This is a genomic window from Pseudomonas sp. zfem005 (genome assembly GCF_032621735.1).
GTDB classification, from domain to species: domain Bacteria; phylum Pseudomonadota; class Gammaproteobacteria; order Pseudomonadales; family Pseudomonadaceae; genus Metapseudomonas; species Metapseudomonas solani.
In genome coordinates this window covers 55,479-74,957 of record NZ_JAVYJE010000017.1, presented here as the reverse complement: position 1 = coordinate 74,957, position 19,479 = coordinate 55,479, and the positions used below count along the sequence as shown (strand labels likewise).

Here is a 19,479-nt window from a genome sequence, read left to right as displayed (position 1 = left end):
CGGCTACGGTTAGTGCCATCTTTCTGCCCCGCAGCAGGATCGCTGCCCGGGACGCATGCCTAATAATCTGACTGAAGGGTTCTGCTTTTTTCTTTCTATTTTCGGGCTCGAATGCCAATACTGCGCATGATTGATCCAATAAAAACAAAATGACGGACTGATTCATGCAGAACCCTTTGAGCCCTATCGATCGCAAGATCCTCCGCCTGCTGCAACACAACGCCGACCTCTCCGCCGCCGAGGTGGCCGAGAAGGTGGAGCTGTCCCAGTCCCCCTGCTGGCGGCGGATCAACCGCATGCAGGAAGACGGGCTGATCGAACGCAAGGTCGCCCTGCTCAACCCCAAGCTGCTGGGCTTTTCCATCACCGTGTTCGTCAACATCAAGCTCTCGGCCCACGGGCGTAACAACCTCACCGAGTTCGAGGAAGCCATCGTCGGCTACCCGGAGGTGCTGGAGTGCTACACCATGGCTGGCGGCTCGGATTACTTGCTGAAGGTGGTGGCGCGGGATATCGGCAGCTACGAGCGCTTCCTGCGGGACCAATTGCTGCAGCGGCCACACGTGCTGGAGGCGCACTCGAACATCGCCATGAGCGAGGTCAAGCGCACCACCGAGCTGCCTCTGGATTGACCCGCTGAGCCGCCCATTCCAGAGCGGCTGGATGGCCTGCAAGCGAAGCGGCGAAAAGGCTCCGTGCAATTTGCAATGTGGAAAAACGGGCGCCTTGCAAAGTGCACGGACATACCGCCGAAATATAAGTCTAACCAATTGATTTAAAAGGAGTTTTAAAACAACGAAGCTTGGCATGACACCTGCTCTATTCCAGTCATGAGATTTCTGGATGCGAGCCCAACAATCATGAACAGTGTCATCACCCTCCTCGCAGCAACCGTTTTGACGCTCCTGGCCGCCAGCGCGTTCGCCGCTCTGCAGAGCAGCCAGCAGCAACAGGCCGTGAAGCACTTGGTCGAGCGCATCCGCCCGACGCCGGTGCAGTTCGAGTACGCCACCCAGTCCGGCGACCAACAGCCGAAGGTCAGCCGCCTGCAGAGCAGCGAATGGCAGCCCCGCCCTGCCCAGCGCCTGTCGTTCTGAGCGATGGCCATGGATATGAGCCTGTGGGGAATGGTGTTTCCGGGGTTGATCCTGCTGCTGGCCGCAGTCGCGTGCGGGGCGCTCTGGGTGATCGATCGCATCACCGACCAGGGATTGGCGGATGAACAGAAGGCGGAGCGCAAGAGGGATGAGCGCATCGCCAATTACTACGACCCCTTCTTTTAGTTACGCGTCCCCATCCGGCAAGGAGATAGAGATGTCGAAGTCAGCCGTGCTGTTCCTGATCCTCAGCCTGGTGTTCACCCTGACCTTGTGGCTGGAGCCCTGGCAGGCCGCTTGGCCGGCAGCAGCGGTGAAGGTGGCGCTGGCGACCAGCGCCGTACTCTTCGTGGCGGCGCTGATGGTGGGCAAGCGGGTGAAGTTCGACCCGGTGTTGCGCTGAGTCAGGCTGTATTGCGCGGGCGATCGAGCAGTTGCAGCAGACGCCCCAGCGTTTCCTCCAGCGGGCCTGAGTTGTCCAGGACGGACAGAGCCGCTCCTTTCTCCTCCTGCAGCGACGCATTGAAACGGGCGTTGCGTGCCAGGCGAGCCTCTATCTCGGCAGCCGTCTCGCGTCCCCGGGCCTGAAGGCGCTGGCGCAACACATCCATCTCCACCGTCAGCAGGATGGCGTGCAGATCGGGGTAGCGACGGCGAGCCTCCGACAGGTAGCCGCGCGAACCGTTGACCAGCACGTCCTCGCCCGCCTCCAGCCATTCGTCGATCTGCTGCGGAATGCCATAGGACAGCCCATTGGCGTGCCAGCTCATGGCGAAAGCGCCGTCTCGCTCCATCTCCGTGAACTGCGCGGGGCTGACCGCCTGGGCCGCCTCCCCCACCGCCTCAGCCGAACGGGTGATGACCCGGCGCACGATATGGCAGCCGCTATCGGCGAGCGGTGCGCGTGCGGCATCGAGCAGGCTGTCCTTGCCTGAGCCGGAAGGTCCGATGAGATAGAACAGCCTGCCTTTCATCTATGCACCTGGGAGCCTGGTCATTGCGAGCGCCACGGCACTGCCATGGCGCTCGCCACCTTACCCGGAAAGCATTGCAGATTGGAGAGGCCGAATGCGCTGGCGCTGTATACCGGACGTCGCACAGTAGCGAAATGCCAGTGCTTACTCCGATAGGGGGGACTACGCTTGCAAGATCGCGCTTTTAATCTGCCAGAAGCCCGAATTAGAGCGCTGGATGTGGCCTCGCGCACGAAATCTCCACGATCTTCAGCGAGGCGGGGAATTTTTACCCCCTACAGCATTCATATGTGAGCCTTTTGCATATTGACTCGCATTTCGGACAACTGGTGCTGGCAAAAAGCCGCTACCCGGCGCACAATGCGACACAGATTTGACGTCAAGGAACCGTTTAGGTGACTGCAAGGTCATAATGACGCCGATCGCGATGAATGGTTGAACGACTGATGCTAAAGATGGTCAAACCGGTGACAATCACGTAGCTCATTGCCAGCATCGCTCCCTGAACTAACCGGTTTAAATGTATGCGCCCTATGAAACAGGCTATCTATTCCAGCCGCACCGCTGACAAGTTCGTCGTACGTTTGCCCGAAGGCATGCGCGAGCGCATCGCCGATGTGGCGCGTAATCACCACCGCAGCATGAACTCCGAAATCATCGCTCGCCTGGAGCAGAGCATGCTTCAGGAAGGCGCCCTGGATGAAGGTCTGTCCATGCGCCTCGACAGCCCCGAGCTGTCGCTGCACGAGCGCGAACTGCTGCAACGCTTCCGCCAGCTTTCCCGTCGCCAGCAAAATGCGCTGGTTGCGTTGATCGCTCACGATGCTGAACTCGCCGCCGAAGAAGCCTGAGTTCGCAGCACGTCGACTGATTGATAGCCGCCCCTGAGGCGGCTTTTTCTTGCCCGGCGTTTGCCCATCCCTAGCCCCAAAAGCAAAAGGCCCCGCTGATGCGGGGCCTTGTGTTGTGAGCGCGAGGGCTAGAGCAGGAAGACGGTCGCAAGCCCGAGGAAGATGAAGAACCCGCCGCTGTCGGTCATGGCGGTGATCATCACGCTGGAGCCCATGGCCGGATCGCGCCCGAGCCGCACCAGCGTCATCGGGATCAGCACCCCCATCAAGGCCGCGAGCAGCAGGTTGAGCGTCATCGCTCCGGTCATTACCGCACCGAGGGACCAGCTGTCGTAGAGGTAATAGGCGACGAGGCCGATCACTCCACCCCACACCAGGCCGTTGACCAGCGCCACGCCCAGTTCCTTGCGCATAAGGCGGCTGGTATTGCCGGTGCTGACCTGGTCCAGCGCCATGGCGCGGACAATCATGGTGATGGTCTGGTTGCCGGAGTTGCCGCCAATACCTGCCACGATCGGCATCAAGGCCGCCAGCGCTACCAGCTTCTCGATCGAGCCTTCGAACAGGCCGATCACACGGGAGGCGATGAACGCGGTGACCAGATTGACGGCCAGCCAAGCCCAACGGTTGCCGACCGACTTCCACACCGAGGCGAAGATGTCTTCCTCCTCGCGCAGACCGGCCATGTTGAGGACCTCCGTCTCGCTCTCCTCACGGATCAGGTCGACGATCTCGTCGATGGTCAGACGGCCGATCAGCTTGCCGTTCTTGTCCACCACGGGGGCGGAAATAAGGTCGTAACGCTCGAACGCCTGGGCGGCGTCATAGGCATCTTCGTCCGGATGGAAGCTCACGGGATCGCTGGCCATCACCTCGGCCACCTGCTTGTCCGGATCGTTCACCAGCAGGCGCTTGATCGGCAGCACGCCCTTGAGGATGCCGTCGTAGTCGACCACGAAGAGCTTGTCGGTATGGCCCGGCAGCTCCTTGAGGCGACGCAGGTAGCGCAGCACCACTTCCAGGGTCACGTCCTCACGGATGGTGACCATCTCGAAGTCCATCAACGCACCGACCTGGTCCTCTTCATAGGACAGGGCCGAACGCACGCGCTCACGCTGCTGGGCGTCGAGCGTCTCCATCAGCTCGTGGATCACATCACGGGGCAGCTCGGGCGCGAGGTCGGCCAGCTCGTCCGCGTCCATCTCCTTGGCGGCCGCGAGCAGCTCGTGATCGTCCATGTCGGCGATCAGCGTTTCGCGAACCGAGTCGGAGACTTCGAGGAGGATGTCGCCGTCGCGCTCGGCCTTGACCAGCTGCCAGACGGTCAGACGGTCGCCAAGCGGCAGGGCTTCGAGAATGTGGGCGATGTCTGCAGGGTGCAACTCATCGAGCTTACGCTGCAGCTCGGCAAGATTCTGACGGTGGACGAGGTTCTCGACGAGATCCTGGTGCTGGCCTTCCTGACGATGGGTCAGGTCTTCCACCAGCTTGTGGCGATGCAGCAGATCGACCACCTGAGCGAGGCGGTCCTGCAGGCTATCTTGCGACTTTTTTACTTCTACTTCGGTCATAGCGCGCTCCACCCCCAGTGGCGGCGCACGCCAAGGAGGGTCAATCAGTCAATACGCGATCGTGCAAATGCGGTCTTGAGTAACTACTGGGTAAGTCCATGAGGGGTGTCCAAAAGCCTCGGCGAGGCTGACTGCGCAATGATAACACCGGAGGGTCATTTTGCGCGTTACAAAATCGTGGCTAGAACAATCGCTTGCGTTGCAAAGCTGAGATCGCTTTCACCTTCCATACGACGTCGGCGCCCCTTGTTGAGACACCGTTAGGAAGAAATTAAAGCAGATACCTTCGAGGGCAACCGTCACGGAGGACATCGCCATGCGCACATCGCTCTGCACCTTGCCCCTTCTGCTCTACATCGCGCTCGAAAGCCCGCCGCTGGAGGCCTCCATCTACCGATGCGAGGACGCGCACGGGCATGTCACCTTCACCCAGCTGGGTTGCCCGGACGACGAATTGGTGGAGGTGCGGGAACGAGTCGAGGCCATGCAAGACAGCCCGGCATTGCTGCCACCGGCAAAGATCGAACGGATAACGCGAAACGCACGGAAGGAACAGGCCGAGAAGCCCAGGGAAATAGAAGTAGTGGGGGAAAGGCAGGATGGTTGCGGCAACCGCATCGTCGGCCAGGAGCGACGCCAGGCGATGTTGCGCAAACAGGTGAGGACGGGCATGACCCGGCGCGATGTGGAAAGCATGCTGGGCAAGCCCGACAAGGTCAGCAGCACCAATGGCCAGACCCGCTATCACTATGTCGCGAAGAAGGGAAAAGGACGCAGCCAGCTCGTCACATTCGACGAGCATGACTGCGTAAAAGGCGGGCGCTGAAGCGCGCCCAAAAGGAAGGAATAGAAGCCCGTCGTACTCAGCGACAGGCCTGGAGCGCGGCCAACAGCTCGCGCTCGTAGCCGATGCGTTGCAAGCGCTCGGCACGCAGGACTTTCATCTGTTGATCGATCGTTGCATCCAGCGCCAGCGATTCGACTGCAAACGCCGGCACCGCAGGAGCGACCACCTTGCAGGCGACCAGCACCGGCACCTTGACCTCGACCAGCTCAGGGGCAGGCTGCACCCCGGTGGAGCAGCCGGATAACAGCGCAAATGGCAGCAACCAGACGACTCTCATGGCGCACGCTCCCGGCGAAGCTCTTCGGCAAATGCCCGGCGCGCCGCCTCACAGGCATCGACGCCTACCGGCGATGGCTCCAGCATCACCCGGGCCGCCGCCGTGTAGTCTTGTCGCGCAGCCTGGTTGGCCTGCGCCTGGAGCAACTCGCTCTGGCGGACTCTCTCCGCAGCACGAGCCTCGAGCTCGACCACAGCAGCGTTCTGCTTTTGCAGCACCAGCAGACTCGCCTCGGCGCCGCGCCGGGATTCGGCCAGCTGCTGCCTCAGCTCTTCCAATTGCGGGCGATAGACGCGGGTAGCGCACCAGGCGCCCAGCCCGATCAACAGCGCCACCATCAGCAGCAACGCCAGCCACTTCCAGGAAGCAAGCAGGTTCATTCCAGCGCCTCCCGGGCCTTCAGCCAGAGCGCCTTGCGCTCTGCCAGGCCATTCAGCCCACCATTGATACGGCGGGTGATGGCCTCGAAATCCCCGGCATCGGCCAGAGCATTCAAACCATTGGATTGCCAGAACCAGGCGGCGGACAACACCGCCTGCTCCGGCTGCAGCAGCAGATCCGGTTGCTCCAGCAGCGGCAGCCCCAGGGCATCACCGCAACGCTGATACATCCCGCGCCCGGTGATCTGCAACAGACCCCGCCCACGGAAGCGCCAGCCATCACCGGACTCCTCGTCGCCATTGCCCATGCGATTGGCATAGACGTAGCTGGCGATTACAGCCGGCCGCCGCTGATAAGCCAGCGCCAACGCATTGGGCTGCCCATCCGCTCCACGAAACCGCCCCGGCCAGGTGGCCGCCAACCCCAAAGCGCTGTAGTTGAGGTTCTCCGCGAAGCGGGAGAAGCCGGCGGACTCATGGGCGCACTGGGCCAGGAAGGCGGATTGGCGGGTGGGGCTGGTGATGGAGAAGCGCAGCAATGCCTGTTCGAGGGCAGAAATGAAAACGCCCGCTTCGGGGCGGGCGTTTGTATTCAGGGCACTAAAGGCCCCACTCAATCGGTCAAGTGCATTCACTGTCATAGGCGCACCAATCTGAGCTCACACTCGAGACATGTCTTCAATGGCCTGCTTCACATGAAGCTTCGCCTCATCCTCACGACCATCCGCCATTGCCTGGCGTACCTTCGACTTGCTCACAAGCCTGATTTCACGCAAGGCATGAATAGTCATTTCACCTCGTTGCGCCTTCTCGATGATTTCGTTGGCGGCCTGCTCGGGATTACGCCCTTCGATTGACCATGCGCTTACCGAGCGAGGTACAGAATCGGTCGGGTAGCCAGCCGACTTGAATGCTCGCGCCTCCGTTGCAGCGACCTCATACTCGGCCAAACGCAGGGGGCTACCGACCACGCTCTCGAGTACCGAGTTACCGGCACGATCTATCGCCTCACAGAGTTTGCTTAGGCGTCTTTCTTTGGCAGCTACGACCAGCGCGTTATCAAGCACCCATTCACCGTCTTGCCAACGGTGGCACTCGGATGGACTCGGTACACGTAGCTCATCGCCATAAACATGAAGTCCTTCAATCACCTTCATTTGTACACACTCCAGGTGAAAACAGCGTTTGTGCAATTGGAATAGCTGACTGCTATCCCATTTTCGTAGTCAGAACTCTGCAGAGCTTTTATACCCATACTCAGCAATAGCTCATCACTGGATGCAACTTGAGACCCATAGGTGTGTTCTACCTGATAGGACTGCCACATTGATCGCGCACTGGCATGCTCAAACCCAGCATTGATCGATGACTGGAAGACATCACCCACCGCACCATTACTGGACAAGATCATCGGAGTAGAACTATTCCAGAATCCTTCAGTAGTTACCGCTGTATTTCCCGGAACACCATAGACACTAGAGGTCCCGGCCCAACCGGAGCCAGAAAAAATAATATATGCCAAGCCACTTTCAGGCGGCATCAGACAACTGGCACTCCCCGATGCCGTTTTAACATGGGGATCCATAGGTAAATACAGCGTACCGGTACCGTTCAACGAGACAGTCCAACTTGAGCTTTTCCGGTGATAGATACGCTGAACCAGCGGAACACTTCCCGCTGCACCGGTAACAATACGAGCCAGGCAGACATCCAGCACTGTGGACGGAAATCCACCACCGGACTCGGCGTTTGCAGTTCCCTTCAGTGAAACAGGAGTCGTATCGCTCAACTTTCCCTTCTGAACGTAGATCGACAGGAGACTATTGATAACCTGTGCGCGCAGGAAGTACTCCGAGTTAACGGCAAGGTCGGGGCTGCTCCATGCAACGGTCAAGAACGTCCTTGGGATTCCGGTTTTAGTGCTATCGACTTCCGCCGCAAGACTCAGGGAAAGCCCCGCTGGAATCACAACCTTGCCTCCCGCCCCTGTTGCGGCCTGTGCGGTAAGCAAGACACGGCCATCGTCAGTAGCAACCACCGGAAGCGAAAGGGCGTGGAAAGGCAGTCCGATACTTTTGAAGGTCACACCGTCCTGAATACCATAACCATCTACGGACGTTGGCTTATTGGTGATGGAGCTGAAACTGTGGGTATGAGCCTGGGAAGCATAGGCCTCGTCCAATTCACTTTTGGTAACTTTCAACGCATCCCAAAAAGCCGCATTCAAGGTCGGCCGCTTTGCGGTATTTGCAGCGATACAGCGCCAGAGTTTCCCACTCTCTTGGACATAGGCACCAACAGGATAATCTTCGGTAGCGGACCATTCGGAAATTCCGCGCTGCAATAGATAACGCACTGCCTCATCACTGCGTTTGAACAGCGAGTTGAACCACTCCATCGGCGGAATGCCGTCGGTCTGGTCGAAAGCAATGCCCCAGCCACGGGCGATATCAGGGAAGCTTTCCAGCTCCCCGGGTTTGGCCCCCGAGGCGAAGACCGTCTCGTTAGGGCGATTGTATTGAGTCATGGATAAAACCTCGTTCGATTCGTTTGCTAGAAAACCACCCGGCAATAGGCCAGGTGGTTGAGCGGCGCCTCCCCTCTTGCGGGTTCGGTCTGCCGCCCGGAAATAAAGGTGGTCAGTCACCCCACCGAAAACGAATCGACGAACTCCATATTCTCAATACAAGCCGACAACGATCGGTCAGTGAAGAGAGCGGCCCGCGAAAGGCGGGCCGGAAACAGGCACTAAATCAGACGCTAAAACAGCTCTCCCTGATTCGGCATCTGGATGCTGCATCAGAGGCAGCACTTTTCGTAAGCGAATACTTCGGCGCCCTTGCATCGCGAAAATACTTCATTAGCCCAGCTCCATCCAAGTATTGATACTTGCGCCTGCTGTTAGCGAGTAACTAACGCCATTTGGAACGATGGCATACACGGTGGAGGAAATGGTTCCACTTGATATAGGCGTCAGTTGCGCAACCAACAGCCCGCCTACGTGAAGGCCACGTGTAGCTGCACCGTTTGCGGCAAACACACTTACGAACTTGGGTCGCCCGCTGGTATTCGTGTACGTGACGCCAGCAGAACGGCTGGCAGTTACATCCTGCCAAGACTGCCCATCGCCCAGAGTGCGTGGACGCGCCTCAAGCGCCTCTACCCTCGTCACCAACGCTGCGTATGTCGAAGAAATTGCCGCCGCATCGATGGTTCCGGCGTTGGTCACCCCCCCTCCCATCCTGATGATCCAGCAGCCAGTTACGTTGAGAGGACGCGTTTCCGAAGCAACCCGAGGCGCACCGTTTACTCCATCGCCAATCGGGCTGCGGATTGCTCCAACCCCCGAAGTAACACCATTCGACATGGCAACGTTTGTCGCGCTGAGCCCTGTTGTACCGGCAACGCCACCAATATCCAGATTGTGCCAGTGACCTTGCATAGCATCCGTTTGCACAACACCGTGCGTCCCTGTGGACAACGTTCCATCGCCCCTCAGGAACAATGCCCCCAACGATCCCACCGCCTTGCCGTTGTAGTCGGGCATACGGAACGTGGTACTCCCATCGCCCTCAGTGAACATGCCTCGCTGCGACGGATCGCTGCTCCAGAGTGCTTCGGTCGCTTTGGGCAACTTCCCTTCACTGATGGCTGCCCAGATATCGGGATAGAGAGCTCGGCTCAACAACTGGCCATCCGCAGGCGCCCAACCTGCAGGAATGGAGCCGCGGAGCGACCACCACATGACCGAGGCCGCAGGCAAACCGGTTCCCAGCGTATTGTCTGCGTGCAAAACCGAACGCCAAGGGGACCAGACACCGCCGCCAAGAAGGCGGAACTTCATCGTCACCAGCGAAACGTCGGCGCCACTCACATAGGGCAATGCAATCTGGATCAGGTTTGCGGAATAGCGCGCGACCAGGAGCCAGTAGTAGTTCGTTACCCCGCTGCCCTTCAGCATGCTTGCCTGACCATCAGGATGGTTGGCGTTCCTCGAACCAGCAGCGCCCCCTAGCAACCGGGGATACCAGCCGGGTTCAAGTACCGCGTTGAAATCGGTTTGCGAATCCGTCGTGCTTGCCGCGGGAACGGTACCGCCAGCCGGTGTCATCAGTACCTGAAGCTGCGCATTGGCCGTCGGCGTACCTCCGGCACCACTGACGTGAACCACCGGCACCGAGCGATAGGTCCCGCTGTCCACCAGATCCCCGGTGACACGGAAGCGGTGAGCGACCGCGCCACCTGAACGGCTCTGGACGCAGAGGGTGTCGCCAGCCCGCAAGAGGGCCACGATGCGGCTGTAGTCCAGGCCTTCGGCGCTGGACTTGGCGATCAGCAACGATGTGGCGTCGGCCGGGTTGGTGGTGTTCAGCGCCAGGTAACCGTTGGCTACGCCACCCGAAGTGGCACTGCTCCACTGCCACTGGCCGAAGTTGATGGTGCCGCCACCCAGTTGCTCCTGGATCAGCGTTTTCAGAGCCTCTCGAGTCAGCGCCGTCTCGACCCACTCGGTCGGGTTGAGGGACGGCCGCTTTCCAACACTGCCCACCTTCGCCTTCCAGATCTTGCCACCCTCCTGCACATGGGCGTCGATCGGGTAGTCCTCCGTGGCGGACCACTCGCCGATACCACGCTGCAACAGATAACGCACCGCTTCATCGCTGCGTTTGAACAAGGCGTTGAACCACTCCATCGGCGGGATGCCGGTGGTCTGGTCGAAAGTCACCCCCCAACCTCGAGTGATGTCAGGGAAGCTTTCCAGTTCTCCGGGTTTGGCACCCGAAGCAAAGACCGTCTCATTGGGGCGATTGTATTGAGTCATGGATAAAACCTCGTTCAATTCGTTTGCTAGAAAACCACCGGCGGTTACCAAGTGGTTGAACGGCGCCTCCCCTTTTGCAGGTTCGGTCTACCGCCCGGAAATAAAGGTGGTCAGGTGCCCCACCGAAAACGAATCAACGAACGCCATGCCTTCGATACAAACCGACAACGAGTCAGTCGGAAAAGAAACGGCCCGCAAAATGCGGGCCGCAAATAAGCGTTACATCAGTCAGTCGAACCTATCACTGCCACCACTTATCGCTCGTGTAGTCGCAGGGGACTGCCTCCATGTCCTTCAGACGACGACCTGCCAAGACCAGTGCCCGAGTACGCGCTGCCACGGCCGTGGCGAAAGCCAAAATAGTATGGGCATCCATGGGCATGAGGGTATTGTCTGCCGTGATCCAAGTGAAATCCTGTTCTGGCTCCATCCAGCGCAGATCATCCGACTTGGCACCGCCTGTCATTGCCATTAAAGCCAGTTGAGCAGCTTCGATGATGCGTTCGCGGTCGATTGGCCTGGATTGGAAGTGCGCACCATTGAAGCTGATCCCCCCGTCGATACGCTTGTCGCGCTCGGCGTCGACCTCCACTCGCGTTGGCTGGTAGACCGGATTGCAGTGCACCGAAATGTCTTCGGGGGTCATCACCTCCAGGCCACCTGGGATAAATGCATCCTCGGAGCCATCTGCAGGGAAGGAAAAAATTTCACGAGTACTAGGGTTTCTTAAGAATTTCATCAACGAAGCTCCCACCATTGTGTCATTGATGTGCTTGAGTTGACCGAGTAGGTCGCTCCAGCCGGAATGGTTAATGACAAACAATGCCCAAAGGACATGTTTGCAATTGAAGGGCCGCCAAGCGTCTGACCATTGACAGTCACGCCGAGGTACGACATGGGTACGCCAGTCGCCACTAGGTAAAGCTGTATTGAGCGCCCGGTTGCGTTGGTATAAGTGGTCGCCAAGACTCTGTTTACCAGTACATTTGTCCAACTCTGTCCATCGCCTAGCGTTCTCGGGCGCGCTTCCAGAGCTTCTACGCGCGTAACCAGGGCCGCATAGGTCGAAGAAATCGCTGCTGCATCGATTGCTCCGGCGCTGGTAACTCCGCTACCCATCTTGACGATCCAGCAGCCGGTTACGTTGAGCGGGCGGTTTTCAGCTGCGGTGGGAACGACACGTGATGCATCGAAACTCAAAAGCGTGCTGGCGCCTGTTCCAGACGGCCCGTTGCTAGTACTCTCTGCACTGAACGCTCCCGTCGGGGCTGAGCCAACTATCTTGGCTCCTGCCCCCGTTATGTTCCGAATGGCATCCTCTTGAATCGAGCCAGAAATGCCGCTCGACAACGCCCCATCCCCCCGCAGGAACAAAGCCCCCAACGACCCCACCGCCTTGCCGTTGTAATCCGGCATCCGGAAGGTGGTGCTGCCGTCACCTTCGGTGAACATGCCGCGCTGGGAGGGATCACTGCTCCAGGTGGCCTCGGTGGTCTTGGGCACCTTGCCATCGCGAATGGCCGCCCAAACGTCCGGATACAGCGCACGGTTCAACAGTTGCCCGTCCGCCGGGGCGCAGCCAGCCGGGATACTGGCGCGACTGATCCACCATTGGACGGACATCAGCGGCATGCCGATGTCCGAAGCCCCCGCCGGCGTCAGCAATACCTGCAGCGAAGCATTCGCCGCCGGCACGCCACCCGCCCCACCGACATACACCACCGGCACCGAGCGATAGGTCCCGCTATCTACCAGGTCCCCGGTAACGCGGAAACGATGAACCACGGCACCGCCATCACGGCTTTGGAAGCAGATGGTGTCCCCAGCCCGCAAGATGCTGAGGCCCCGGCTATAGTCCAGACCTTCGGTGCTGGACTTGGCGATCAGCAGCGCAGTGGCATTGGCCGGAGTTGCATTGTTCAACGCGAGGTAGCCGTTGGCCGGTGCGCCCGAAGTCGATGCGCTCCACAGCCATTGGCCAAAGTTAAGGGTCCCGCCCCCTAGCTGCTCCTGAATCAGTGTCTTCAGGGCATCACGGGTCAGCGCCGTCTCCACCCACTCGGTGGGGTTGATCGACGGCCGTTTACCAACGTTCGCCACCTTCGCCTTCCACACCTTGCCACCCTCCTGCACGTGGGCGCCGGTCGGGTAGTCCTCGCTGGTGGACCACTCGCCGATGCCGCGTTGCAGCAGGTAGCGCACGGCTTCATCGCTGCGCTTGAACAGGGCGTTGAACCATTCCATCGGCGGAACACCGGTGGTCTGGTCGAAGGTCACCCCCCAGCCGCGGGGGATGTCGGGGAAGCTCTGGAGCTCGCCCGGCTTGGCGCCGGAAGCGAAGACCAGTTCGTCGGGACGGGTGTATTGCGTCATAGGAACCTCGCGAATTTTCCTTGGTTGAAGCCGAGGGCGCCGGGGGCGCCACGGAAGCCGAATGCCCGCTGGGGCACTGCGACGTAGAACTGGATGCGGACACCGGCCGGGCGCGGCAGGATGTCCAGGGTGTTCAGCGCATAGCGCTTGAAGTCGCTGACCTGGTCGGTGCGGATGACCACCGTCAGGCTCATGTCGTACTGGTCGAAAACCACCGTTTCGCTGTTGAAGATGAAGCGCAGCGCCGCGCTGATGTCCTCGATGGTGCCGAGCTGGTAGTTGCGGGCGATGCGGCAGCGGATGAGGAAGCGGTAGTCGTCGTCATCGAGCACCGCCGACTCACCCAGCGGGTCGCCCATGCGGTACCACTTGCCCTTGCCGAAGCCCTTGGCGCCGGCCACTTCAAAGAAGCCGAACAGGCTGCGCGGCGCCAGGCCGGGCAGCACCCGGCCCTGGCCGACATGCTTGCCGACCAGGTCGAGGTTCACGCCTTCGGCGTTGTCGATGTCCAGTGTTTCAGGGAGCGCCGCCAGCCCTTGCCAGGTATCGCCGAACTGTCGCGAGAGCAGTTCGGCGGTGGCGGCGGCCCGGGGCTTGCCCTGGTACTGCCAGATCAGCAGGCGGTCGTAGCTCATAGCACCACCACTTCGATGTCAGCCTGGGCGAAGCGTGCCCGTTCACGGACGCCGATGACGATGTTGTCCGCCGCCAGGGCGCCGCTGCGGCGGCCGATCTTCAGCTGCTCGACCCAGAAGCCCTGCACCGTGTTGATCGGGCTGTAGAGCCGGGAGAGCTGCACGTCCTGGCCGATGCGGAAGTCCAGATGGGCCAGCTGGGCCTTGATCGCGGCAACGTCGATGGCGGTGAATTCGGCATCCCGGCGCAGCTGGACGAAGGCCTTGCAGTCGACCATCGCCGGGCGGTCGAAGCGTATCAGGCGGCTCACGCCCTGCCCGTCCACCACGGTGCGCGACTGCTGGCCCATGAGGCCGGTGCCGGCGGGCTTGCGCAGGAAGATCGCCTGGGCGATGGCCTGCTCCTCGCCGCCATCGACGATGAGGTTGAGGCTGTGGCCCGGCACGCCGTCGGCATCCACGGTGGAGCCGGTGTTTTCCAGCCCGACCACCTGGCGCACGTCGGCCAGTTGCAGCAGCGCCGCCACCAGGCCGTCGAGGCTGTTCTGCGCCGGGCGGGAGCGGCTGCGGTAGAAGCGCGCCCGCAGTTCCGGGTCGGTCTCCTCTTCCGCGCCCACTTCGGCGGCGGCCAGGCTTGTGGCGGTGTCCCAGCCCAGCACCAGCGTCTCGATGGTGAGCGCGCTGTTGGCGGGCAGGTTGAAGGCACCGAGCAGCTCACTGCGCAGGTCGGCGCGGGCCGAGCCATCGGTGCCGAGGGTGATGTCGGCGACCAGCAGCCAGCGGCCGCGGTTGATGTCCCGCAGCACGGAGCCGGCGGGAATAAGGGTGCCGGCGCGGCCGGTAAGGGCCACACCGCGCAAGTAGCTGTAGCGCGCCTGGCGCCGGGTCAGGCCGGCGTAGGCGACCCGCTGTTCCAGCCAGGCACCGCTGGCGTGGTCCGGGTCCAGGGCGCGGTAGGTGACCTCGCCCAGCTCCTCCAGGTCGGCGCGGATCTGGGCGATAAGCCCGAGCATCTGGCCGTCCGGGCTGTCGGGGGCAAGGTCGATGTCGTTGCCGTAGATGGCGCGGAAACCCTGGTCCAGATCCGCAAGGATGCTGTCCAGGCGTTCACCGACATAGCCCTTGTTGGTCAGTTGTCCCATGTTGGTTCTCCAAAGAAAAAGCCCCACGCGAGGTGGGGCTTCGGTATGACGGCGGTTGCGGCCGTTCAGCGCTGCACGCTGGTGCTCAGGCTGGTACCCAGGCTGTCACGCAGGGTCACGCCGATGCTCAGGCGCCTGTCGTCGGGGCTTTCGCTGATCTGGAAGTCCAGGATCTCGCTCACGCCCTCGGTGGTCAGGATGCAGCGCTTGATGTCGACCTCGATCTGCGCCAGGTCCGCAGGCCGCTCCATGCGGGGCAGCCAGGGCAGGCCGTGTTCCAGGTCGAGGAACCAGTCGCCGCTGAAGGAGCGCAAGCGCGTACATACGCGCTGCGCCACGCACTCACTGCCGTCGGCGTAGTTGTTGCGGCCCTGGCCAAAGGTCCAGTCGCCGTCCTTGTCTATTCGTCTCACTCTCATTGTCATGTCCTCATTGCGGCACGCCGGTGACGCCGGTGCCGGCCATGACCTGGCCGTGCAGGTGGCGCTCCAGGCTGATGCCGTTGGAGACCACGTCGCCCTTGCCGGTCATGCCGGCCTCGAACACCACCGGGCACTTGATCAGCACCTTGGCGCCGTCGAGCGTCAGGGTGCCGCCTTCGTCCAGGCGCACATAGGCAGAACCGTCCAGCCGGCGCAGTTCCACCGCGTCGGTGGCGAAGGTCGGGACGACCTGGGGCAGCGAGCTGATGCCCATGATCGCCACGGCGTCGGACAGGTCGTGCTGGCGATAGTCCAGCGGCTCCGAGGAGCCGCCCGACTGCCACCAACCGTCGATGCAGCGTTCGTTGAACACCAGCAGGCATTCATCGCCCGGCTTGACCGGGAAGGTCAGCACGAAGCCGCCGCCCCGGGGAAACTGCACCGGCACGTCCGGCAGCAGCGGCAGGGCCTGGCGCGAGCCATCCATGAGCTGCTGCTCGATCATCGGTTGCACGCTGGCCACCTGGCGCGCGGCGTCGAAGGCGACAATGCGGCCGGGCAGCGCGGTGTGCAGGCGCTTGAGGCGGGCGTCGATGGTGGAGCGGTTGGCCTTGTCCATCGACGGGGTCTGCCAGTCGTAGTTACCCATTACCCTTGCCTCCCTTGTCGGTCTTGGCGGCGTCCTTCTTCTGGAACTCGCCGCCGATCACCGACAGCACGCAGTACCAGTCCTTTTCCATCACATCGCCCTTGCTGTTGATGGTGACGATCTTGTAGTCGCCGTCGTAGCGCGGCTCGATGGATTTCAGCCGCACCGTGCCGCCGATCCGGGGGGCCGGGTCGATCAGGCAGGTCAGTTCCAGCCCGCCGCCCTTGATCTCCTTGGGGGCGCCGATCAACCCGGTCTCCTGGGACAGGAACACCGCCTGGTCGTCGAGCACGTAGCCGGCAGGAAGCAGCAGCAGGTCGCCATCCTGGATCGACCAGTCGGCGCCCTGCTCCGCCGCCACTTCGCTCAGCACGTCGCGGCTCAGGCCGGACAGCACCTTGCCCCGAGGCAGCGGGCGCTGCTTGGGCAGGACGACCTGCCCGGGCGTGGTGCCGGTCATGCTGGCCACGGCGACCTTCACATGGTCGTTCGCGGTACTGCCGGCGGCCAGGGTGGTACTCACCCGCGCCTCGCGCATGTCCGTGTCACCGGTGTTGCAGGTGAGCACGATGATGTTGTCCAGCTCCTTGCGCTCCAGCGCCACGGCGGTGATGTCACCGGCGTAGAGCAGGCGCAGCTCGCTGTAGCCGGCCCACAGCCAGACCTTGCGGAAATCGCTGCCGTAGAGCCATTCGCGGTGCTCGCGGTTGAGGTTCCAGATGCGGATCTCGGCCTTATTGGGGGTGTTGTCGATGTCCTTGGTGAACTCGAACGTGACCCGCAGGCTGTCGATCACCAGGCCGTTTTCCTCGCTGCCCAGCACCAGGCGGTATTGCCGGCCGAACTGCCTCATGGCTGCACCTCCGACTTCTCGCCGATGTAGAGCAGGCAACGGCTGCCCATGTCCTTCCCGCCCATGGGGTCGAGCCCGACGCCACTGAGGTCGTCGAGCCAGAGGAAGAACGGCAGGGTGCTGCGCCACAGCATCGGCACGCCGACCACCAGGGTCAGGCCCTGGGCCAGCCAGGTGTTGTCGGACTCGTCCAGCAGGTCGAAGGCCCAGTGATCGCCGATGCTGTTGTAGCGCAGAGTCAGGCGCAGGCTTTGCCCGGCGAAATCGAAGCTCTGCTCCTGCAGCGGTTCGCTGCTGATGGGGATTCGTTTCATCTGATAACCCCAAATACGGCATGCATCAGGCTTTCATTGCGCTTGTCCGCCTTGGGCGTGGTCTTGCCCTGGGGCTTCTTCGCCGCTGCCTGGGTATCGCTGCGACCGGAGCGTTCGGTACCGGCGGCCGGGGTCACCACGCCATTGATGACGCGGGTTTCCACCACCAGGACCTCACGCAGGGTCAGGTCCAGATCGATGGAGCCGTCGAGTGTCTGTGTGGCTGCAATGGTGCTGAGCAGCATGTTCTTGTACAGGTAGAAGCCGGTCTGTACCTGCAGCAATTCGCCGGCCTTCTGGGTATCCAGCAGACACTGATAGATCTGCTGCAGGCGTGACTGGCTGGGCGAGCTGTCGAAGCGCGACAGCGGCTGGGACTCCAGCATCCAGGGCGCCAGGGGACGGGCCTTGGTGCCGTCCGCCAGGGGCTCCAACCAGCTCTTCAGTTCGCGCTTGGCACGGCTCTCACCCTGCGAAGTGCGGGGTGAGAGCAGGCCAGGCAGGATGTTGTCGAGGAACCCTCGCCCGCTGCGCACTCCCGGCATGCTGTCGATGGGCAGGTTGGCTAAAGGGTCGTAGTGCTCCACCACGGTGCCCTTGATAATCAGGGAGCGCGGTTGCACATAGGCGTGGTCGGCGATGTTGGCACCGCTTTCCACTGGGTTCTCGGTGATCTTGAGGTCGGATTTGTGTGTTTCGCTTATCACCGCATCGAGCCTCAAGGTTCCGATACGGCGGTTGATCAGCATGACCATTGATTCACCTCACTGCCTAATTTCGCTGCTGTTGTTGTGAGTGGTCAGGCGTTGCTGGTTGCGTGCGACCTGCTCGGCCACTTCGCGGCCGATCTCGCGCGGGTTGTCCCCCGCCACGCTTACGGTCACCGTCTGGCTGTAGCTGTTACTGACCGGCTGAGCCGGCATCGCCAGGACGCCGACACCCGCCGCAGCCTGGCTCTGAGCGCCCTGCACACCAGCGGACAACTGGCTGGCTCCGTCCACGAGGCCAGGCCCGTTGGCCATCAGTGCGGACAGGCCACCCGTGCCAGGCCCCTTCATCGCGCGCCCAGGACCAGGCTGAGGTGTTGCTCCAGCCTCGCCCTCCTCTTCGCCTCCCAAACCGATGTAGGAAGCGGCTTTGGATATAAAGCCCCCGATGATTTCGAACTGCGCCTTGAGCGCTTCGAACCAGCTGCTGAAGGCTGCCTTGACGCCTTCGAAGTCGCCGTTTATCGCGGCGAAGAACATCTGGAAGATGGCGACCAGCTGCATGACGCTGGCGCCGATGATGGTGAACAGATCATTGCCGAAGGCCGTCACGGTCTCGCCGTTTTCCGCCCAGAACGCTGCGAAAACCTCCTTGAAGGCGCCCAGCGTTTCATTGATGCCTTCCAGGCCGGTCTTGAACGGCGCCCAGAACTCACCGAGCGCCGACTGACCACCGTCCAGGTAGGTCATGAAGTCGTCGACGAGCGCGATGAGGCCGATCAGGGCGGCGACTATCCAGGTCACCGGGTTGGCGGCGAAGGCCAGGATGGTGGCCTGGCCGACCCAGGCCAGAGCGGCGCCGAGCATCATCAGGGTCGCCTCCCAGCCGACGGTGGACTGCACGACGGCGTCCACCGCGCGGCCAAAGTTGACCAGGGCGTCCAGGCCCTCCCCCACGATCTCCATGGTTCGGGTGAGGCCCGCCGCGATCAGCTCCTTGTTGGCATCGAGCAGGCTCAGGAAGCCCTCGGCCAGATAACTCAGCTGCGGCGCGATGCCGAGGGCGACACGTACCTTCACCGCCTCCAGCATCTTGTCGAGGCCGTCCATGGCCTTCTCGTAGCGCTGGGCTTCGTTGACGTCGCTTTCGCTGACCACGCCGAGGGAGTCCTGCCCACTCTTGAGCCCATCCAGGCTCTCCAGGGCAGAGCCGATATAGCCGGCGATCGTGCTGACGAAGCCGCCGATTCCCGAGGCGACGGACAGCAGCGAGTCGCTCGCCTTGGCGGCGGTTTCCTGCACCTCGTTGAGGGTGTCTACATAGCTGTAGAGGTTGGTGATGTTCTGCGTGAGGGAGTTGTCGGTGATGCTCAACTCCTGCTTCACGCTATTGGTGATCCGCGCCAGGCCGAGCGAAAAGCCGACGCCAATACCGAGTTTGTCGATTTCAATTGCTGCCATTGGCCTGCCTCTCATGGGCCTGACGCTGTGCGTCATCCCACTCCGCTATCGCGTCGTGGAAGTCGCACAGGTCAGCCAGGGTGTAGAGCGCGCGCAGCTCATGC

24 protein-coding genes are annotated in these 19,479 nt (G+C 61.6%); 6 read left to right on the top strand and 18 right to left on the bottom strand.

Annotation, left to right across the window (positions count from 1 at the left end; all coding sequences use genetic code 11):
- Positions 1 to 164 precede the first annotated feature (164 nt).
- The 4 genes from RTW82_RS29315 to RTW82_RS29300 all read left to right on the top strand — a co-directional run bounded on the left by RTW82_RS29315 (position 165) and on the right by RTW82_RS29300 (position 1,500).
- Positions 165 to 632: an Lrp/AsnC family transcriptional regulator gene (locus RTW82_RS29315; RefSeq protein ID WP_184487916.1), complete on the top strand. Its 468-nt coding sequence runs from the start codon at positions 165 to 167 to the stop codon at positions 630 to 632.
- Positions 633 to 860: 228 nt separating this feature from the next.
- A complete protein-coding gene (locus RTW82_RS29310; RefSeq protein ID WP_148304211.1) occupies positions 861 to 1,097 on the top strand; it encodes a hypothetical protein in 237 nt (78 codons plus the stop codon).
- 9 nt (positions 1,098 to 1,106) lie between these two features.
- Entirely contained in the window at positions 1,107 to 1,283 is a 177-nt protein-coding gene (locus tag RTW82_RS29305; protein WP_316927291.1) for a hypothetical protein, read from the top strand.
- Positions 1,284 to 1,314: 31 nt separating this feature from the next.
- On the top strand, positions 1,315 to 1,500 hold the full coding sequence (locus tag RTW82_RS29300) for a PA3371 family protein (RefSeq protein ID WP_316927290.1): 186 nt from the start codon (positions 1,315 to 1,317) through the stop codon (positions 1,498 to 1,500).
- A gap of 1 nt (position 1,501) precedes the next feature.
- Here the strand turns inward: RTW82_RS29300 and phnN are convergent, their stop codons facing one another.
- Positions 1,502 to 2,071, bottom strand: coding sequence for a phosphonate metabolism protein/1,5-bisphosphokinase (PRPP-forming) PhnN (phnN, locus tag RTW82_RS29295; protein WP_316927289.1), 570 nt, complete (start codon positions 2,069 to 2,071; stop codon positions 1,502 to 1,504).
- A gap of 524 nt (positions 2,072 to 2,595) precedes the next feature.
- Here phnN and RTW82_RS29290 point away from each other — a divergent pair.
- Entirely contained in the window at positions 2,596 to 2,922 is a 327-nt protein-coding gene (locus tag RTW82_RS29290) for an Arc family DNA-binding protein (protein ID WP_031287390.1), read from the top strand.
- Between the two features lie 128 nt (positions 2,923 to 3,050).
- Here RTW82_RS29290 and mgtE read toward each other — a convergent pair whose 3' ends face one another.
- Positions 3,051 to 4,493, bottom strand: coding sequence for a magnesium transporter (gene mgtE, locus RTW82_RS29285; protein WP_021218504.1), 1,443 nt, complete (start codon positions 4,491 to 4,493; stop codon positions 3,051 to 3,053).
- A gap of 316 nt (positions 4,494 to 4,809) precedes the next feature.
- Between mgtE and bamE the strand changes: the two genes are divergently transcribed.
- Positions 4,810 to 5,319 (top strand): outer membrane protein assembly factor BamE, encoded by a 510-nt coding sequence (gene bamE, locus RTW82_RS29280; protein ID WP_316927288.1) that lies wholly within the window; start codon positions 4,810 to 4,812, stop codon positions 5,317 to 5,319.
- Positions 5,320 to 5,356: 37 nt separating this feature from the next.
- Here bamE and RTW82_RS29275 read toward each other — a convergent pair whose 3' ends face one another.
- The 16 genes from RTW82_RS29275 to RTW82_RS29200 all read right to left on the bottom strand — a co-directional run bounded on the left by RTW82_RS29275 (position 5,357) and on the right by RTW82_RS29200 (position 19,411).
- Entirely contained in the window at positions 5,357 to 5,617 is a 261-nt protein-coding gene (locus tag RTW82_RS29275; RefSeq protein ID WP_316927287.1) for a hypothetical protein, read from the bottom strand.
- Positions 5,614 to 5,997 carry a hypothetical protein gene (locus RTW82_RS29270; RefSeq protein WP_316927286.1) on the bottom strand — a complete coding sequence of 128 codons (384 nt, stop codon included), beginning with the start codon at positions 5,995 to 5,997 and terminating at the stop codon, positions 5,614 to 5,616. Before RTW82_RS29270 ends, RTW82_RS29275 begins: the two co-directional genes overlap by 4 nt.
- Positions 5,994 to 6,638, bottom strand: coding sequence for a glycoside hydrolase family 19 protein (locus RTW82_RS29265; protein WP_316927285.1), 645 nt, complete (start codon positions 6,636 to 6,638; stop codon positions 5,994 to 5,996). The genes RTW82_RS29270 and RTW82_RS29265 overlap by 4 nt, the downstream gene beginning before the upstream one ends.
- An 18-nt stretch (positions 6,639 to 6,656) precedes the next feature.
- Positions 6,657 to 7,154: a phage tail protein gene (locus RTW82_RS29260; RefSeq protein WP_316927284.1), complete on the bottom strand. Its 498-nt coding sequence runs from the start codon at positions 7,152 to 7,154 to the stop codon at positions 6,657 to 6,659.
- The gene (locus tag RTW82_RS29255; protein ID WP_316927283.1) at positions 7,151 to 8,524 is read right to left on the bottom strand and encodes a hypothetical protein; all 1,374 of its coding nucleotides are present in this window, start codon (positions 8,522 to 8,524) and stop codon (positions 7,151 to 7,153) included. Before RTW82_RS29255 ends, RTW82_RS29260 begins: the two co-directional genes overlap by 4 nt.
- A 333-nt stretch (positions 8,525 to 8,857) precedes the next feature.
- Positions 8,858 to 10,819 (bottom strand): hypothetical protein, encoded by a 1,962-nt coding sequence (locus RTW82_RS29250; protein WP_316927282.1) that lies wholly within the window; start codon positions 10,817 to 10,819, stop codon positions 8,858 to 8,860.
- A 241-nt stretch (positions 10,820 to 11,060) separates the two neighbouring features.
- A complete protein-coding gene (locus tag RTW82_RS29245; RefSeq protein WP_316927281.1) occupies positions 11,061 to 11,558 on the bottom strand; it encodes a DUF4376 domain-containing protein in 498 nt (165 codons plus the stop codon).
- Positions 11,558 to 13,192: a phage tail protein gene (locus RTW82_RS29240; RefSeq protein ID WP_316927280.1), complete on the bottom strand. Its 1,635-nt coding sequence runs from the start codon at positions 13,190 to 13,192 to the stop codon at positions 11,558 to 11,560. Before RTW82_RS29240 ends, RTW82_RS29245 begins: the two co-directional genes overlap by 1 nt.
- A complete protein-coding gene (locus tag RTW82_RS29235) occupies positions 13,189 to 13,827 on the bottom strand; it encodes a DUF2612 domain-containing protein (RefSeq protein ID WP_316927279.1) in 639 nt (212 codons plus the stop codon). The genes RTW82_RS29240 and RTW82_RS29235 overlap by 4 nt, the downstream gene beginning before the upstream one ends.
- Entirely contained in the window at positions 13,824 to 14,969 is a 1,146-nt protein-coding gene (locus RTW82_RS29230; RefSeq protein WP_316927278.1) for a baseplate J/gp47 family protein, read from the bottom strand. The genes RTW82_RS29235 and RTW82_RS29230 overlap by 4 nt, the downstream gene beginning before the upstream one ends.
- Before the next feature lie 65 nt (positions 14,970 to 15,034).
- The gene (locus RTW82_RS29225) at positions 15,035 to 15,388 is read right to left on the bottom strand and encodes a hypothetical protein (protein ID WP_031287383.1); all 354 of its coding nucleotides are present in this window, start codon (positions 15,386 to 15,388) and stop codon (positions 15,035 to 15,037) included.
- Positions 15,389 to 15,398: 10 nt separating this feature from the next.
- The gene (locus RTW82_RS29220; RefSeq protein ID WP_316927277.1) at positions 15,399 to 16,040 is read right to left on the bottom strand and encodes a Gp138 family membrane-puncturing spike protein; all 642 of its coding nucleotides are present in this window, start codon (positions 16,038 to 16,040) and stop codon (positions 15,399 to 15,401) included.
- Positions 16,033 to 16,893 (bottom strand): phage protein, encoded by an 861-nt coding sequence (locus tag RTW82_RS29215; RefSeq protein WP_316927276.1) that lies wholly within the window; start codon positions 16,891 to 16,893, stop codon positions 16,033 to 16,035. Before RTW82_RS29215 ends, RTW82_RS29220 begins: the two co-directional genes overlap by 8 nt.
- The gene (locus RTW82_RS29210) at positions 16,890 to 17,207 is read right to left on the bottom strand and encodes a phage baseplate plug protein (RefSeq protein ID WP_316927275.1); all 318 of its coding nucleotides are present in this window, start codon (positions 17,205 to 17,207) and stop codon (positions 16,890 to 16,892) included. Before RTW82_RS29210 ends, RTW82_RS29215 begins: the two co-directional genes overlap by 4 nt.
- The gene (locus RTW82_RS29205) at positions 17,204 to 17,962 is read right to left on the bottom strand and encodes a phage baseplate protein (protein WP_021218488.1); all 759 of its coding nucleotides are present in this window, start codon (positions 17,960 to 17,962) and stop codon (positions 17,204 to 17,206) included. Before RTW82_RS29205 ends, RTW82_RS29210 begins: the two co-directional genes overlap by 4 nt.
- Before the next feature lie 9 nt (positions 17,963 to 17,971).
- The gene (locus RTW82_RS29200; RefSeq protein ID WP_316927274.1) at positions 17,972 to 19,411 is read right to left on the bottom strand and encodes a hypothetical protein; all 1,440 of its coding nucleotides are present in this window, start codon (positions 19,409 to 19,411) and stop codon (positions 17,972 to 17,974) included.
- Positions 19,412 to 19,479 lie beyond the last annotated feature (68 nt).

What these genes read in the sequence shown, in the direction of transcription:
- RTW82_RS29315 (WP_184487916.1), top strand. Translation starts at nt 165, where the DNA reads ATGCAGAACCCTTTGAGCCCTATCGATCGCAAGATCCTCCGCCTGCTG.
- RTW82_RS29310 (WP_148304211.1), top strand. Translation starts at nt 861, where the DNA reads ATGAACAGTGTCATCACCCTCCTCGCAGCAACCGTTTTGACGCTCCTG.
- RTW82_RS29305 (WP_316927291.1), top strand. Translation starts at nt 1,107, where the DNA reads ATGGATATGAGCCTGTGGGGAATGGTGTTTCCGGGGTTGATCCTGCTG.
- RTW82_RS29300 (WP_316927290.1), top strand. Translation starts at nt 1,315, where the DNA reads ATGTCGAAGTCAGCCGTGCTGTTCCTGATCCTCAGCCTGGTGTTCACC.
- phnN (WP_316927289.1), bottom strand. Translation starts at nt 2,071, where the DNA reads ATGAAAGGCAGGCTGTTCTATCTCATCGGACCTTCCGGCTCAGGCAAG.
- RTW82_RS29290 (WP_031287390.1), top strand. Translation starts at nt 2,596, where the DNA reads ATGCGCCCTATGAAACAGGCTATCTATTCCAGCCGCACCGCTGACAAG.
- mgtE (WP_021218504.1), bottom strand. Translation starts at nt 4,493, where the DNA reads ATGACCGAAGTAGAAGTAAAAAAGTCGCAAGATAGCCTGCAGGACCGC.
- bamE (WP_316927288.1), top strand. Translation starts at nt 4,810, where the DNA reads ATGCGCACATCGCTCTGCACCTTGCCCCTTCTGCTCTACATCGCGCTC.
- RTW82_RS29275 (WP_316927287.1), bottom strand. Translation starts at nt 5,617, where the DNA reads ATGAGAGTCGTCTGGTTGCTGCCATTTGCGCTGTTATCCGGCTGCTCC.
- RTW82_RS29270 (WP_316927286.1), bottom strand. Translation starts at nt 5,997, where the DNA reads ATGAACCTGCTTGCTTCCTGGAAGTGGCTGGCGTTGCTGCTGATGGTG.
- RTW82_RS29265 (WP_316927285.1), bottom strand. Translation starts at nt 6,638, where the DNA reads ATGACAGTGAATGCACTTGACCGATTGAGTGGGGCCTTTAGTGCCCTG.
- RTW82_RS29260 (WP_316927284.1), bottom strand. Translation starts at nt 7,154, where the DNA reads ATGAAGGTGATTGAAGGACTTCATGTTTATGGCGATGAGCTACGTGTA.
- RTW82_RS29255 (WP_316927283.1), bottom strand. Translation starts at nt 8,524, where the DNA reads ATGACTCAATACAATCGCCCTAACGAGACGGTCTTCGCCTCGGGGGCC.
- RTW82_RS29250 (WP_316927282.1), bottom strand. Translation starts at nt 10,819, where the DNA reads ATGACTCAATACAATCGCCCCAATGAGACGGTCTTTGCTTCGGGTGCC.
- RTW82_RS29245 (WP_316927281.1), bottom strand. Translation starts at nt 11,558, where the DNA reads ATGAAATTCTTAAGAAACCCTAGTACTCGTGAAATTTTTTCCTTCCCT.
- RTW82_RS29240 (WP_316927280.1), bottom strand. Translation starts at nt 13,192, where the DNA reads ATGACGCAATACACCCGTCCCGACGAACTGGTCTTCGCTTCCGGCGCC.
- RTW82_RS29235 (WP_316927279.1), bottom strand. Translation starts at nt 13,827, where the DNA reads ATGAGCTACGACCGCCTGCTGATCTGGCAGTACCAGGGCAAGCCCCGG.
- RTW82_RS29230 (WP_316927278.1), bottom strand. Translation starts at nt 14,969, where the DNA reads ATGGGACAACTGACCAACAAGGGCTATGTCGGTGAACGCCTGGACAGC.
- RTW82_RS29225 (WP_031287383.1), bottom strand. Translation starts at nt 15,388, where the DNA reads ATGAGAGTGAGACGAATAGACAAGGACGGCGACTGGACCTTTGGCCAG.
- RTW82_RS29220 (WP_316927277.1), bottom strand. Translation starts at nt 16,040, where the DNA reads ATGGGTAACTACGACTGGCAGACCCCGTCGATGGACAAGGCCAACCGC.
- RTW82_RS29215 (WP_316927276.1), bottom strand. Translation starts at nt 16,893, where the DNA reads ATGAGGCAGTTCGGCCGGCAATACCGCCTGGTGCTGGGCAGCGAGGAA.
- RTW82_RS29210 (WP_316927275.1), bottom strand. Translation starts at nt 17,207, where the DNA reads ATGAAACGAATCCCCATCAGCAGCGAACCGCTGCAGGAGCAGAGCTTC.
- RTW82_RS29205 (WP_021218488.1), bottom strand. Translation starts at nt 17,962, where the DNA reads ATGGTCATGCTGATCAACCGCCGTATCGGAACCTTGAGGCTCGATGCG.
- RTW82_RS29200 (WP_316927274.1), bottom strand. Translation starts at nt 19,411, where the DNA reads ATGACGCACAGCGTCAGGCCCATGAGAGGCAGGCCAATGGCAGCAATT.